Source organism: Enterococcus sp. DIV1279b (assembly GCF_050531515.1).
GTDB lineage: Bacteria > Bacillota > Bacilli > Lactobacillales > Enterococcaceae > Enterococcus_D > Enterococcus_D casseliflavus.
The window spans coordinates 474,299-488,541 of the sequence record NZ_CP172891.1 but is presented as its reverse complement, the minus strand read 5'-3'; the positions used below and the strand labels follow the sequence as shown (position 1 = coordinate 488,541).

General features: G+C 46.2%; 12 protein-coding genes and 1 other annotated feature. Of the genes, 1 reads left to right on the top strand and 11 read right to left on the bottom strand.

All coding sequences use genetic code 11. The annotated features are described in order from the left end of the window. Positions 1–16: 16 nt before the first annotated feature. From proC to IGI71_RS02260, 9 genes are all read right to left on the bottom strand, one after another. Positions 17–817 (bottom strand): pyrroline-5-carboxylate reductase, encoded by an 801-nt coding sequence (proC, locus tag IGI71_RS02300; RefSeq protein WP_231472808.1) that lies wholly within the window; start codon positions 815–817, stop codon positions 17–19. Positions 818–878: 61 nt separating this feature from the next. Then, a complete protein-coding gene (locus IGI71_RS02295; RefSeq protein WP_428210999.1) occupies positions 879–1,580 on the bottom strand; it encodes a GntR family transcriptional regulator in 702 nt (233 codons plus the stop codon). A 41-nt stretch (positions 1,581–1,621) separates the two neighbouring features. After that, positions 1,622–4,060 carry an FtsK/SpoIIIE family DNA translocase gene (locus IGI71_RS02290; protein WP_010748722.1) on the bottom strand — a complete coding sequence of 813 codons (2,439 nt, stop codon included), beginning with the start codon at positions 4,058–4,060 and terminating at the stop codon, positions 1,622–1,624. Between the two features lie 130 nt (positions 4,061–4,190). Continuing rightward, positions 4,191–4,628: a PIN domain-containing protein gene (locus IGI71_RS02285; RefSeq protein ID WP_015508881.1), complete on the bottom strand. Its 438-nt coding sequence runs from the start codon at positions 4,626–4,628 to the stop codon at positions 4,191–4,193. 7 nt (positions 4,629–4,635) lie between these two features. Continuing rightward, positions 4,636–4,953, bottom strand: a complete 318-nt coding sequence (locus IGI71_RS02280) for an AbrB/MazE/SpoVT family DNA-binding domain-containing protein (RefSeq protein WP_223597635.1) — start codon at positions 4,951–4,953, stop codon at positions 4,636–4,638. Between the two features lie 176 nt (positions 4,954–5,129). Continuing rightward, complete coding sequence (locus tag IGI71_RS02275; protein WP_010748719.1) at positions 5,130–5,933, bottom strand: amino acid ABC transporter substrate-binding protein; 804 nt, start codon at positions 5,931–5,933, stop codon at positions 5,130–5,132. Between the two features lie 13 nt (positions 5,934–5,946). Next, complete coding sequence (locus IGI71_RS02270) at positions 5,947–6,579, bottom strand: amino acid ABC transporter ATP-binding protein (RefSeq protein WP_010748718.1); 633 nt, start codon at positions 6,577–6,579, stop codon at positions 5,947–5,949. A gap of 12 nt (positions 6,580–6,591) precedes the next feature. Continuing rightward, entirely contained in the window at positions 6,592–7,236 is a 645-nt protein-coding gene (locus IGI71_RS02265) for an amino acid ABC transporter permease (RefSeq protein ID WP_010748717.1), read from the bottom strand. Between the two features lie 308 nt (positions 7,237–7,544). Next, positions 7,545–7,779: a binding site (T-box leader), on the bottom strand. Positions 7,780–7,905: 126 nt separating this feature from the next. After that, positions 7,906–9,060 (bottom strand): cobalamin-independent methionine synthase II family protein, encoded by a 1,155-nt coding sequence (locus IGI71_RS02260; RefSeq protein ID WP_005227269.1) that lies wholly within the window; start codon positions 9,058–9,060, stop codon positions 7,906–7,908. A gap of 126 nt (positions 9,061–9,186) precedes the next feature. Between IGI71_RS02260 and IGI71_RS02255 the strand changes: the two genes are divergently transcribed. Further along, the gene (locus IGI71_RS02255; protein WP_005227268.1) at positions 9,187–10,107 is read left to right on the top strand and encodes a LysR family transcriptional regulator; all 921 of its coding nucleotides are present in this window, start codon (positions 9,187–9,189) and stop codon (positions 10,105–10,107) included. A gap of 129 nt (positions 10,108–10,236) precedes the next feature. Here the strand turns inward: IGI71_RS02255 and IGI71_RS02250 are convergent, their stop codons facing one another. Continuing rightward, positions 10,237–12,603 (bottom strand): phosphoketolase family protein, encoded by a 2,367-nt coding sequence (locus IGI71_RS02250; RefSeq protein WP_081116185.1) that lies wholly within the window; start codon positions 12,601–12,603, stop codon positions 10,237–10,239. Positions 12,604–12,800: 197 nt separating this feature from the next. Continuing rightward, positions 12,801–14,225, bottom strand: a complete 1,425-nt coding sequence (gene araA / locus IGI71_RS02245) for an L-arabinose isomerase (protein WP_010748714.1) — start codon at positions 14,223–14,225, stop codon at positions 12,801–12,803. Positions 14,226–14,243 lie beyond the last annotated feature (18 nt).

Below are 14,243 nucleotides of genomic sequence, written 5' to 3'. Positions count from 1 at the left end.
CCTCACTCACTGGGGATCAAGACATCTCCCGACTTTTGTCAGCAGCTGCTTGCACTGCTTTGATGACAGCCGCCCGAAAGCCATTTTCCTCTAAGGTTTTGACTGCTTGGATCGTTGTGCCCCCTGGCGAGCTGACACGATCCTTTAAGACACCTGGGTGTTCCTTCGTCTCTAGTACCATCTTCGCTGCGCCTAATACCGCTTGAGCAGCAAATTCATACGCCATCGGACGCGGCATTCCTTCTGCTACTGCTCCATCTGCCAAAGCTTCGATGAACAAATACGTGTAGGCTGGTGAAGAACCGCTGACACCAATGACTGCATCGATCATGCTTTCTGGTACTTGCTCGGCTTTCCCTAGGCTTTCAAAAAGCTGTTTGACTTCGTTGGCTTCGGCTTCCGTCACTTGACCGTTGAGACTGATAGAAGACATCCCTTCCCCCACCAGTGCAGGGGTATTTGGCATGACCCGCACGATTTTGTGCGCACCAATGATTTCTTCCATTTGCGCGATCGTCACGCCCGCGGCAATGGATACTAGCAAATGCTCCTTGGTCAAGCCGTCTTTTAAATCAGCAAGCAAGCGGGGAAAGACAAAAGGTTTGACTGCTAAGACAAGGATCTCTGCTTTTTCGGTGACATCTGCCAGCTTAGTTGTCCCAGTGATCCCGGTTTCTTTTTCTAATTGTGCCAAAGTCGGCTCGTAGCGATGGTTATAAACCAAGATCTCTGCTGCTTCATACAGGTTTGCTGCAATCAAGCCGTTGATGATGGCTTTTGCCATGTTACCGGCTCCTAAAAAGGCGATTTTTCTCATAGTTTTCACGCTCCACTTCTGATTTTGGTACCACTTTTTGCTAAAAAAGCCTAATCAATGACTAGGCTTCAAACTCGATCATATACGGATGCAAGGCGGTGTTATAGATCCCTTCTGTATATTCTACCACATCTCCTTGTAGATCATATGAATAACGGGTTCGTTTCAAGGCAGCGACCTCTGGCGTGATCATAAACTTCTGTTGCTCTTCGGTCAAGGTCGTTGCCACGAACGCATCTTGAAAGCGATCGATGATCATTCGATGTTCATCCAATAGGCGATACAATGATTTTTCTTCAAAGACCTCGATGGAGGTACCCTTTAGCTGCTTTGGCAAATGGTACTCATAGTAAATAAAGGGTTGGTGGTCAAAATAATACATGCGACGTAAACGCATGACTTCTTTGCCCATCAAAGAATACGCGGGGTGCTCAGGCGCAAGTTCGACTAATTCATAGCTGAGGTTTTTCTTCGTGTATTCCTTGCCAGTCTTTTCAAGCAATTGGCTAAACGTCGTGCCTTTTGACAGCTTGTTATAAGGGCGATTGCTTAAAACCGTCGTCCCACGTCCGCTGCGTTTTTCCACATACTCATCTGCCGCTAACAATTCGATGGCTTTGCGGACAGTGATCTTGCTGACATTGAAGGTGGCTTCCAATTCTGTTTCCGTCGGTAAAAATGAACCAATCGGGTAGCGACCCGACATGATGTCTTCTTTGAGCTTATCGGCAACATCACGGTAAAGAATGTGTTTGCGTTTCATTGCTATCTCGCCTTTCTCTCATTGGATTGGTCTTGTTCTCCTTATTCATCAAAGGTAGGAATGTCTTCTGGTTGCGGCTCGATCAAGACTTTCCGCGGCTTGCTGCCTTCAGAAGGGCCAACGACGCCTTGATCTTCTAATTCATCCACTAACCGAGCCGCTCGGTTATAGCCGATGCGAAAACGTCGCTGCAAGAGAGAAACGCTGGCGGTCTGCATTTCCACCACAAGGGCTTTGGCATCTTCGAATAGCTCATCTTGCGGTTGTCCGCTGCTGCCGGTACTCGTTTCTTCCTCAGTGACCATCATTTTTTCTTCATAATTGGCTTCTTGCTGATCGGTCACGAATTCAACCACTCGTTCGACTTCTTGGTCGGAGATAAAGGCCCCTTGGACCCGAATCGGTTTGTTCTCACCCATCGGCAGATACAGCATGTCGCCGCGACCCAGCAGTTTTTCGGCTCCGTTCCCATCAATGATGGTCCGCGAATCGACACCGCTGGAAACCGCAAAGGCCATCCGTGATGGAACATTGGCTTTGATGATCCCTGTAATGACATCCACACTTGGTCGTTGCGTTGCTAGGATCATATGGATACCTGCTGCCCGTGCCATTTGCGCCAAACGAATGATGGCATCTTCGACTTCGTTGCTGGCAACCATCATCAAGTCGGCTAACTCATCGACGATCACTACAATGAATGGCAAGATCGGACGATTTTCGCCGTCTTCTAAATTCTTATTGATCACTAAATCGTTGTAGCCAGTAATGTTTCGGACCCCAGTTGCCGCAAATTTTTCGTAGCGCTCTTCCATTTCCTTGACCACTTTTTGCAACGCTTGCGCCGCTTTGCGGGGATTGGTCACGACAGGTGTCAAGAGATGGGGAATCCCATTATAAACATTTAATTCAACCATTTTCGGGTCGATCATCATCAGTTTGACTTCATGGGGTTTTGCCCGCATCAAAATACTGGTGATGATGCCGTTGATGGCTACGGACTTCCCGCTCCCGGTCGATCCGGCAATCAAGAGATGGGGCATTTTCGTTAAGTCTGCCGTTTGGACACGGCCAGAAATATCGCGTCCTAAAGGTACTTCTAATAGTTTATCTGGATGATCCGGTTGGGCTTCGATCACTTCTCGGAATGAAACCATGCTGACTGCACTGTTTGGAACTTCGATCCCAATCAATGATTTCCCTGGGATCGGCGCTTCCATCCGCACATCTTTGGCAGCTAAGGCCAAGGCGATATCGTCGGTCAACCCGACGATTTTGCTGACTTTGACCCCTACTGCTGGTTGAACTTCGAATTTGGTTACTGCTGGTCCTAAGCTGGCTTTGACGACTTTTGCGTCAACACCGAAGCTTTGGAAGGTGGTTTCTAACACACCGATATTTTGTTCGATCTTTTTGTACTCGCTGCTTTGATCCGTTGAAGGGATCGAATCGAGTAATTGCGCTGAAGGCAATTCATAATCACGATTTTCAGCTTCTTCCGAAATCTCAAATTCCAATACTTCACCATCATCATCAAGAATCTCCCCGTCTTCATTGACCTTTTTGCTTGGTCCCGGTTTGTTTCCTGCTGGATGTGGTGCTTGAGCGGCCTCTGGTCCCGCCGCTTGCGGCAATTCCTGGAAGTGGTCGATGGGTACAAAGCTCAGCTGCTCTGGTTCAAAATCAGCTGGCGCTTGCATCTGTTGTTCTTTTGCTGATTTTTCGTCTTCTGTCATTGGTCGGACTTGATTCTTTTCTTTGATCTCCGCCATGACTGCTGCTCGTTCGGCTTCTTTTTTGGCTTCTTTCGCAGCTTGTTTCTCTGCTGCTCGTTCCGCTTTGCGGGCTTCTCGTTCGGCTTGCTTTTCTGGAGAGCCTTCTAACAACCGCTGCAGCTTGTCACCAGCTGCTTGCAGGTGCTCGACTAACTCGTGGCTGCTCATTTGGCTGAACAAGAACGCCCCAATCAGCATGAGTAAAACAGCGATGATGTAGCTGCCGATCTGGGAAACAAGAAAATAGGTCGCCCCATAGAGCATGGCGCCAATCATTCCGCCCCCGACATTTTGGGTCACTTGGCTGCGCCGAATATCGCCTAACAGCGTCATCCACGTGGTTTGGAAGATATTGGCTTGTTCTCCCACCACATTACTAAAGATTTGCGCATGGAGGATGATCAGTAAACCAAAATACACCAATACACAGCCAATCACTCGCCGAATACTCTTAAAGCGAGCATCGGTCGTTTTGATCGCTAACCAGACACCATAAGCGGCTAGGGCAACACTCAAAAATTGGTACGTGTTTCCGCCAACGATCCGAAACCCGTTGGCAATCAAGGTTCCTAAAAAACCTAAATGGAAAAAGCCAAATATCGAAAACAAGACAAAGAGCAGGCCGACGCCGACCAGCATTAATTTCTCTTGCTGTTTTTGTTGTTTTTTTGTTTTGCGTTTCTTTGCGCGTTTTTTTTGCGCCATTTCTATCCCTCTTTTCATCTTTCCCTATTATAACGAAAAAAGAAGGCGAACAAAAGTTTTCCTGTGAGAAATTTTGGTTAGCTGTTGGAATTTAAGGAAAAAAGAGGATGTCTGCCAGATATAGCAGTGATCATCCTCTTTTTAGCTGCTGCACAAATTCAGCGACTGTATAGACAATCAGTCCCGATGATTCAAAATCAGCTGTATTAGTCGTTACTAGACTGTCGATTTGATTTCGCTTCGCACAAGCTGCTAAAACAGCATCCTCAAAATCTGTCATTGTTGAATCAAGCGCCTGAAGGCAATCTGCTTCCGTAACTGTTAAGACGGTATGCACTTGGATCAGTTTTTTGACTTCCCTCCGAGCATCGACTCCTGCTGCTCCATCGAGAATATAGAAAAGATCCGTTAAGGTACTTGCCGTAATCACGCCCTCGCAAAGTCCATAAATGGAACTGTTGTATATCTGTTTGATGGCTTCTTGATGGCTTTTAGACCCTCTTCCTAATAAATAGTCAAGGATCACATTGGTGTCAATCACGACTCGTTTGGCTTTGTATTTGGTCATGCTTATTTTATTCTCCCAGATATTTTTTCCTACGCCGTTCGTTTCTTACTTTTTTGATGTCCACAACGTCAGGTGTTTCAAATGAATCTGCTAAAATGCCTTGCAAAGAATCGACTAAACGAAGTTTCTCCTCTGGGGACAACTCTCCTACTGACTGCTTTTCTGTAATAACTAACTGTTTTTTGCCATTGACTTCTTCTGCCAGTTCCATTTCTAGTTCAGAACCTACCTGGAGATCCAATTTCTGAATCATTTTCTTAGACAAGCGAACCCCCTGTCCGTTGCCCCACTTAATCAAATGAGCGGTCTCTTTATAATGTTCCACTAGGCTCCCCCCCTCTTAATCGGATTTTCCTTACTACCTATCATTATAACATGAGCAAGCATATGTATACACAAGTATATACTTCAATCGTTCCTTCTTTCCTTAAATACGCAAAAGAAATGAATGTATAAAAAAACACCAACTGCTAAGCAGCCAGTGTATCTTGTTGACTTGTTTTAGTTTGGTGTGACGTCTTCGCCAAACCACTTTTCAGAGATTTCAGCAAAGGTGCCATTGTCTTGCAATTCTTTCAAGCCATCATTGATTTTATCTGCCATGGCTTGATCGTCTTTACGCACACCTACAGCAAAATCTTCTGCTTCAAAGGGGCTTTCGATTTCGTTGAAGTCATCGGTTTTGCCTGTTTGAGTCAAATAATATTCTGCGTAGACGCGGTCGATCAAAAGACCGTCGATCCGACCGTTTTCTAGATCGATAAAGGCTTCATTAAAGCTGGCATACAAGGTTGCGTCATTGCCGTCTACGAGATCCTTCAAAACTTCCGGTTGGTTATTGAAGGTCTCATAACCAGAAGAACCTTCTTGGGCGCCTAAGACTTTGCCCTCCATATCATCAAAGCTAGTAATGCCGCTGGTTTTTGCTGTGACTAAGACTTGTTTGTTTTCCATATAAGTATCTGTAAACAATACTTTTTCTTCACGAGCTGCGGTTTTGGTATACCCGTTCCAGATCATATCGATGGTGCCATTGCTTAGTTCGGTTTCTTTCATGGACCAATCGATTGGTTGAAATTTGACTTTGGTTCCTGTTAGATCCAAAATCGCTGTGGCTAAATCCACATCAAACCCAACGATGTTGCCTTGGTCGTCTTTAAAGCCCATCGGTACGAAGGTATCGTCTAGGCCGACGATCACTTCTTCTTTGTCAGCGGCACTGGTTGTGGTGTCATTGCTGCTGCCACACGCCCCTAATAAAAATACACTTGCTGCTGCGATTCCCGTCAATAGTAATTTTTTCATTTTGTTCTCCCCCTTATTCTCCTGCTACTTTTAATAATTGATCACCGATATTTTCGGCAAAAACCAAATCATGGGTCACCACGATCTGGGTCACTCCTTCTTTTTTCAGATCCAAGATCAGCTGTTCGACTTGCTGTCTCAAGCCTGGATCTAAGGCGCTGGTAGGCTCGTCATAGGCCAACACTTTGGGATTCATCGCCATCGCTCGTGCGATAGCCACCCGTTGCCGCTGCCCCCCGGACAATTGGAAGGGATATTGGGCTAGTAGGTCACTTAATCCTAGTTTTTCTGCCAACTGTTCGGCTTTTGCTGTATACGCGGCCTTGTCTTGTTTTAGCACCATTTTTGGCGCCAAAGTGATGTTTTCAAAAACTGACAAGTGCGGAAACAATTGGAAGTCTTGGAAGACGACACCGACGACTTGTTCTTGTTCTTTTGTGTCGGTGGGATCAAAGGTTTTGCCATCCAGTAAAAAGCTTCCAGAATCGATCGTTTCTAAACCAGCCAGTGTCCGAAGCAAGGTGGTTTTCCCGCCACCGGAAGGACCGACCACCGCTAAGATACTGCCGTCTTCGATCGTCAAGTCTAGCTGATCGATGACTTTTTTAGCGCCAAATGACTTTGATACTTGTTTTAGTTCTAACATATGTGGTTCCTCCTAACGGTAATAGTCCAGTTTGGTCTCGATTTGTTTTAACAATAACGTAAAGACGCCCGTCATCACCAAGTAGATCAAGCCGACCCCAACTAACGGAAGCAAGGTACTGTCTCGCTCCATGGCGATTTTCCCGATTCGCATCACGTCTGACAATCCTAAGATGTAGACGAGGGATGTGTCTTTGACAAGATTGATGACTTCATTGCCGACAGATGGCAGGGTGATCTTGACGACTTGTGGGATGATGATTTTTTGGATCGTTTGGATCGGGGACAAACGCAAGACTTTCGCGGCTTCATATTGTCCTGCTGGAATCGATTGGATCCCTCCACGGAAAATCTCGGCAAAATAAGCAGCGTAATTGATAATAAAGGCGATCAAGGCTGCTTCAAAGCGGTCAAAGACGATCCCTAAGATCGGCAGACCGTAGAATACGAAGATCAGCTGTAGCAATAAAGGCGTTCCTCGCATCAACCATACGTAGACTTGCACGATCAATTTCAAAATACGCAGGCGACTGGCTAAAACAAAGGCCAACAAGATGCCTAAGGGAATGGACCCGATTAAGGTCAGTGCGAACAATTTAACGGTGATTCCAGTTCCTGAAATCAGTTGGGGCATAACATTGACTAAATACTCAAACATGGTGACTTCCTCCTTGATAGGTTTCAATTTCGATTAGCAGCGATACAGCTTAGCGACGGTTTGCTCCGACGCTTATGTGACGCTGGGCGTTGGCTGGTGAGGGGCAACTGGCAAATTTCATTTTTCTAAAAAAGAAAAACAAAAAAAGCGCACACTGGCATTTGCCAGAGGACGCTTGATACGTGGTTCCACCTCAATTTGCCTTTCCTTCACAGGAAAAGGCCTCGTGCAGTCCTTGTGATCCTTCCACTTTCGGTTTTCGGTGAGATGCAAAAAAAGAGAAAAAAAACGTCCCCTAGCCATTATAGCTAAAGGACGTTATCAACGCGGTTCCACCTTTGTTTATCAGTGCTTCACAGCAACTGAACTCAGAAAGTCATCAATCAATGACTGCTGCTGTAACGGGCAAACCCGGTCTCTCCTACTTTTCTTTCGGAAAAACGACTCCAAGATGTGTTTCACAACCATGCGTTATCTCTTTGCACCAACCAGAGACTCTCTTCAAACAGCAAGCCTTGCTACTCTTCTTTTCGATGTCTGTTTCATTAAGTTGTGTCTTACTTTACTCGCTCTTAAAGAAAATGTCAAACATTTTTTCTGAAATTTTCGAAACTTTGTCGCATGCACCGATTTCGAAGGGAAGATTCAGGGAAAAGAAGACGCAGCTGCTTAACCGAAGTACGCTTCAGCTAAGGCTTGTCCTTGCTTGATTTTTGCCCATTGCTGTTCAGTCGAAAGCTCATTGCCGCAGTCACAAGAGGCAAAGCCGCATTGATGAGAAAGATAAAGCCGCTCCTTAGGAATGATTTGGCTGGCTTTGTCTAATAAAGCGATCACTCGCTCTTCATCGTCTAATGTGGCGGTTTTGCTGGATAATAAGCCTAAGACAACCTCCACTTCTGGACGGTCTTTCAGCGCTTCTAAAGCCGAGATATCACCAGCACGGTCATCGTCCCACTCTAGGAAAAAGCGGTCATAATGCTGATCACGCAAGAATTTTTCGGCGATCGCTTTGTAGGTACCGCTGGCGGCCGCGCGGCTTTGGTAATTGCCGCGGCAGTTGTGGGTCCAGACTTTTAATCCTAATTCGTGGGCGTAGTCAGCGACTTCGTTGTTGATCGCCACGAATTCATCGGCTAACGCTTCTAAGCCGTCATTGCCTTGGGTGAAGAAGCTCTTGTCATTGTCTTCGGCGAATAATTCCCATAAACAATCATCGAACTGAACGATCTCACCACCGGCTTCTCGGTATTCCTGCAAGAATTCCTTGTAGGCGTTAAGCAGCCCTTCCCGCAAGGCTTCTTTCGTTGGATACACCTGACCTTCACCAACGAGGTCGTTAAAGACAGTCAGCTCGGTAAAGGCGTGGGCAGCCCCCCAGACGGTGATTTTGACTGGCAGGTCGCCAGCTTGGCGTTTGGTTTCTTTAAATAACGTCAAGTAATGATGGTTTTTGCCAGATAATGGTTCTGTGATTCGGATGCCGATGTCTTTACGTGTCTCAAAATGTCCACCGTCCAAATCTTCAAAGGCATACCCATGATCGGAGATATAGCGTTCAACGCCTTTTAATCCCCAGAGAAAATCCAGGTGCCACATTGAGCGGCCATGTTCGCCGTCTGTGATGACTGTAATGCCGTGTTCTTTTTGCGCTGCAATGATGTCAGCGATCGCTTTTGCTTCCGTTTCTTGGTAGCCAGGAAACGCATCATAAAACGGGTAGCGGATATCCTCCCGATGCTCGATTTGATTTTTGTAGTCCAATAAATCTTGTGGTCGTAACAATGACCCCACAAGCTGAAATTTGTCTGTTGCCATATCCATTCCTCCTATACAAAGTTTTCAAAATTGTTAGATTTATTCTAGCAAACATCTTATACTATAGATAATACTTATAAACTTGTATATTCCATAGGCAATACCTATAACATAAAAAGGAGGTTGTATCCCATGCGTATCCAGCAGCTTGAATATTTGGAAAAAATCGTAGAAACTGGCTCTTTCAATGAAGCCGCCAAACAGCTTTTCATCAGTCAGCCCTCCCTCTCTCAAGCCATGAAAGAGTTGGAAAAAGAGTATGATCTGCAGCTGTTTTACCGCAGTAAATTAGGGGTGACCTTGACCGATGATGGCCGTTCCTTTCTCAACTATGCTCGAAATGTTTTAGACCAAGTCAATCTCTTGGACGAACGCTTTCGCAAAGACAGCCATCGCAAGCATGTTTTCAGTGTTTCCGCACAACACTATGCCTTCGTCGTCCACGCCTTCGTGGAGCTGGTCAAACAGTTAGGGGAAGATGAATTTCAATTCACCTTGCGGGAGACCCAGACACAAAATGTACTGGATGATATCCAGACGTTTAAGAGCGAATTAGGGGTCATTTATCTGAATGATTTCAACACAACGGTCTTGACCCGTTTGATCCACGAAAAAGACCTGCAATTCATTCCTTTATTTGAAGCCAAACCCCACGTCTTCATCGGCCGAGAAAATCCCCTGACTCAGAAAAAAAGCATCACATTAGCTGATTTGGAACCATATACCTATCTGTCGTACGAACAAGGGGAAACCAATTCCTTCTACTTTTCTGAAGAGATCTTAAGCACTTTACAGCGCAAAAAACACATCCGCATCAGCGATCGTGCCACGATCTTCAATTTGATGGTGGGTCTCAACGGCTATACCATCAGCTCTGGGATCATCAGCAGTGAGCTGAATGATGAAAAAATCGTTGCGATCCCTTTGGAAGTCGATGATGCGATGACACTAGGTTACCTAAAACACAAGAAAATGGAACTGAGTGAGATGGCTTTGGACTATCTCGCCTTGTTGAAGCAGCATATCAAAAACTACGGTTTCGACGTCTTTTAAAAAAAACGATCCGCAGACAGTCGGTCGGGCTACCTTAGTAAGGTGTCCCGACCCTGTTGCGGATCGTTTTGTTTCTTTTGTGCTTTTTTTGTTCTTAAACTGTCTTACGTTGGCGTTGTGGAGAATAAATCAACGCAATGGTTTCCATTCCCACTCTTCGACTTCGGCGATATCATAGCCGTTTTCTCGAATAAAGTCATGGTGATACGCAACGGTGTCTGCCATTTTTTGGGCAAAGTCCGTTGCTTTTTCTCCATAGACCCATTCGGCGGCGTCTTTGGCTAAGTGGAAGCGATCCAATTCAGAAAGGATCCGCATATCAAACGGTGTCGTGATGTCGCCATTTTCTCGGTACCCATGAATATGAAGCTGTTGGTTGCGACGGCCAAAGAAGATATCGCGAATCAGTCCTTCATACCCGTGGAAAGCAAACACGATCGGTTTGTCTTTCGTAAAGTAGGCTTCGAATGCTTCATCGCTCAACCCACGAGGATCGACTGCTGGACGACGCAATTTCAATAGATCAACCACATTGATGAAGCGGACTTTCAACTCTGGGAAGGCTTCAATCAGCAAGGAAACAGCGGCTAAAGCTTCCAAATTCGGTTCCGTCCCAGCAGCTGCGATCACAATATCGGGTTCTTGTTCTTCATCTGTCGATGCCCAGTCGATGACTTTCAAGCCATCTTTGACAAGCACTTTCGCTTCATCCGCCGAATAAAACTGCGGACGTGGGTGTTTTGAAGAGACCACTAGATTGATCTTTTCTTCAGAAGCGAGCGTTTCTGCCATGACAGCCATCAAGCTATTAGCGTCGGCTGGCAAGTAGACCCGCACAAAGTCGGCTTTTTTCTCTGCAATATGGGTCATGATCCCTGGATCTTGGTGGGTGTACCCATTATGGTCTTGTTGGAAGACCGTTGATGAAGCAATCAAATTCAATGAGGGGTACGGGTTGCGCCAGTCAAGATCATGGGCTTTTCGTAACCATTTGAAGTGTTGCGTGATCATAGAATCAACGACTCTTAAGAATGACTCGTAGCTGGCAAAGAAGCCATGACGACCCGTCAGCACATAGCCTTCCAAGAAGCCTTCTGCTTGATGCTCTGATAATTGTGAATCAATCACACGGCCCACTGAAGACAGCCATTCATCGTAATCAGGATGTTTTGGCTCCAACCATTGGCGATCCGTGACTTCAAACACATGGTTCAACCGATTGGATTTGGCTTCATCTGGGCCAAAGATGCGGAAGTTGTCAGGATTTTCTTTGATGATGTCACGGGCAAATTTCCCAAAGACCATCATGTCTTGGGCAGTCGTTTCCCCAGGTGTCTCAATCGCAATGGCATGTGCTTGCCAATCTGGCAAGCGTAGCGGTTGCGGATCGATCCCCCCATTGGTGATCGGATTGACCGCCATCCGTTGCTCCCCTTTTGGCGCCAATTCTTGAATCTCAGCTTTGATGCGGCCGTTTTCGTCAAAAAGCTCTTCTGGACGATAAGACTGCAGCCAATCCGTCAAAGCATCCACGTGTTCCATATGTTTCGCATTGACCGGGATCGGCACTTGGTGGGCACGGAAGCCCCCTTCAATCGGCTCGCCATCCCAGACTTTCGGTCCAGTCCAGCCTTTCGGTGTGCGAACGATCAAAACAGGCCAATGAGGCATAGCGGCTTCTTCCGCAGAACCTTTGCGGGCTTCTGCTTGGATCGCGTGGATCTGTTCGATGGCTTGATCCATTTTCTGTGCCAATTGCGGATGAACGGCTTCTGGATCGTCCCCTTCTACGAAATAAGGGGTCCAACCCATGCCTTCAAAATATTTCGTGAGATCTTGATCGCTTTTACGAGCCAAGATCGTTGGATTGGCAATCTTGGCGCCATTCAAATGCAAGATAGGCAAAATTGCGCCATCATTGACTGGATTGATAAAGGTATTTGAAAACCAGCTGCCCGCTAATGGTCCAGTTTCGGCTTCGCCATCACCGACCACTACTGCTGCAATGACATCGGGATTGTCTAAAATAGCTCCAGTAGCGTGGGCGATGGAATAGCCTAGCTCGCCGCCTTCATGGATCGAACCTGGCGTTTCAGGTGCCGCATGAGAAGCGATCCCACCTGGGAAAGAGAAGGTTTTGAATAGATGTTTCATCCCTGCTTCGTCTTGGGTGGCTTTTGGATAGATCTCGCTGTAGCTGCCGTCTAAATAAGCATTCGCAACCATGACTTGTCCGCCATGGCCTGGTCCTTCGATATAAAACATGTTTAAGTCGTACTTATTGATGACGCGATTGAGATGGGTGTAAATAAAATTTTGTCCTGCGATCGTTCCCCAGTGACCAATCGGATTCACTTTCAAATCTTTTTCTTCGATGGGGCGGCGCAATAAGGGATTGTCTTTCAAATAAATCTGACCAACGGAAAGGTAGTTGGCTGCTCGCCACCAAGCGTTCATTTTCTGATAATACTCTGGTGTATCGTAGGTTGTCTTCATTGTGCTCCTCCTTTTAGTCCATTGTTCCACTCTTACATAAAAGTCTATGCCCCCTATATTTAAAAGTCAATTTTGCTGATTGCTGGTGCTTTCAGGGGTCTGCTTATCCGCACTTTGCAGATAGAAGGCAAGAAAGCTTAAGAAAAACGCAAAGAAACCGCCGACCATCGCCAACGGTTTCTTTTGTGATTGGGTACTTATTTGATCGTTACGTATTCTAATGCCACAAGCTTCGCCCATGTTTCGATCTGATCAGAATTTAGGACAAGTGAGACGACGGTGTGATGGCCACCGCCTGTTTCGATCCACTGTTTGACGCCATCGTGGAAGTTTGGTTTTGGTGTCCACATTACTCGTGCAACCGGTAGTTTTGGTGCTTCTTCAGTTGGCTCAAAGGCATCGACTTCATTGATCAATAATTTGTAGTGGGTGCCAAAGTCTGCCATCGAAACCACGACACCTTCGCCGCCTTGGCCGTCAAAGACGAGTCGGGCTGGGTCTTCACGATCCCCCATCGACAATGGCGAAACCACGATTTTTGGTTTGTTGGCTGCTAATACTGGATCGACTTCCATCATGTGGGATTGCAAGATGGCTTCTTTTCCTGGTGTCAGCTCATAGGTATAGTCTTCCATAAAGCCAGTCGCCTTATTGTGGGCCATGATTTTCATCAAGCGGTCAATAGCGGCGGTTTTCCAGTCCCCTTCACCAGCAAACCCATAGCCTTCTGCCATCAAACGTTGTACAGCTAAACCAGGCAACTGCTGCATACCATATAGGTCTTCAAAGTTCGTGGTAAATGCCGTATAGCCGCCTGCTTCAAGGAAGCGGCGCAGACCGATTTCTTGTTTGGCTTGGGCTTTGACATGACGTGCCCATTCTTCTTTGTCGTAATCGCCATAATCGAAATCATACAGCTGGCTGTATTCTTCAAAGAGTCCATCGACTTCTTCGTCAGTCACCGCATCGACGACTTGAACCAAATCGCCGATCCCAAAATAATCAACGGTCCAGCCAAATTGGATCTGTGCTTCGACTTTATCGCCTTCGGTCACCCCAACGTTACGCATGTTGTCGCCAAAACGAGCGACTTTGATTTGGAAGCTTTCATTGTAGCCGACTGCCACGTCCATCCAAGCAGCGATTTCTTTTTGGATGGCTTCATTTTTCCAATAGCCGACAACGATTTTGTTTTGCTTTTTCAAACGAGCATTGATAAATCCATATTCTCGGTCACCATGAGCCGCTTGGTTCAAGTTCATAAAGTCCATATCGATGGTTTCCCATGGAATTTGTTCATTGTATTGAGTGGCAAGGTGCAGCAATGGTTTTTGTAATAATTTCGTGCCGCGAATCCACATTTTTGCTGGTGAGAAGGTGTGCATCCAGGTGATCACCCCAGCGACTTCATCCCGATAGTTGACTTCTTTCATGATTTTCGTAATCGTATCGGCAGTAACAGCGAGTTCTTGTAAAACGACTGGATAAGGCAGCTTTGAGCTGTCATTTAAGCTTTTGACCATTTCTTCTGCATGGTCCCGTACTTCTTGTAACGCTTCTTCTCCGTATAAGTGCTGTGATCCTACGACGAACCAAAATTCTTTTTTCCCGATTTCTAACATTCTACTTGCTCCTTTTTC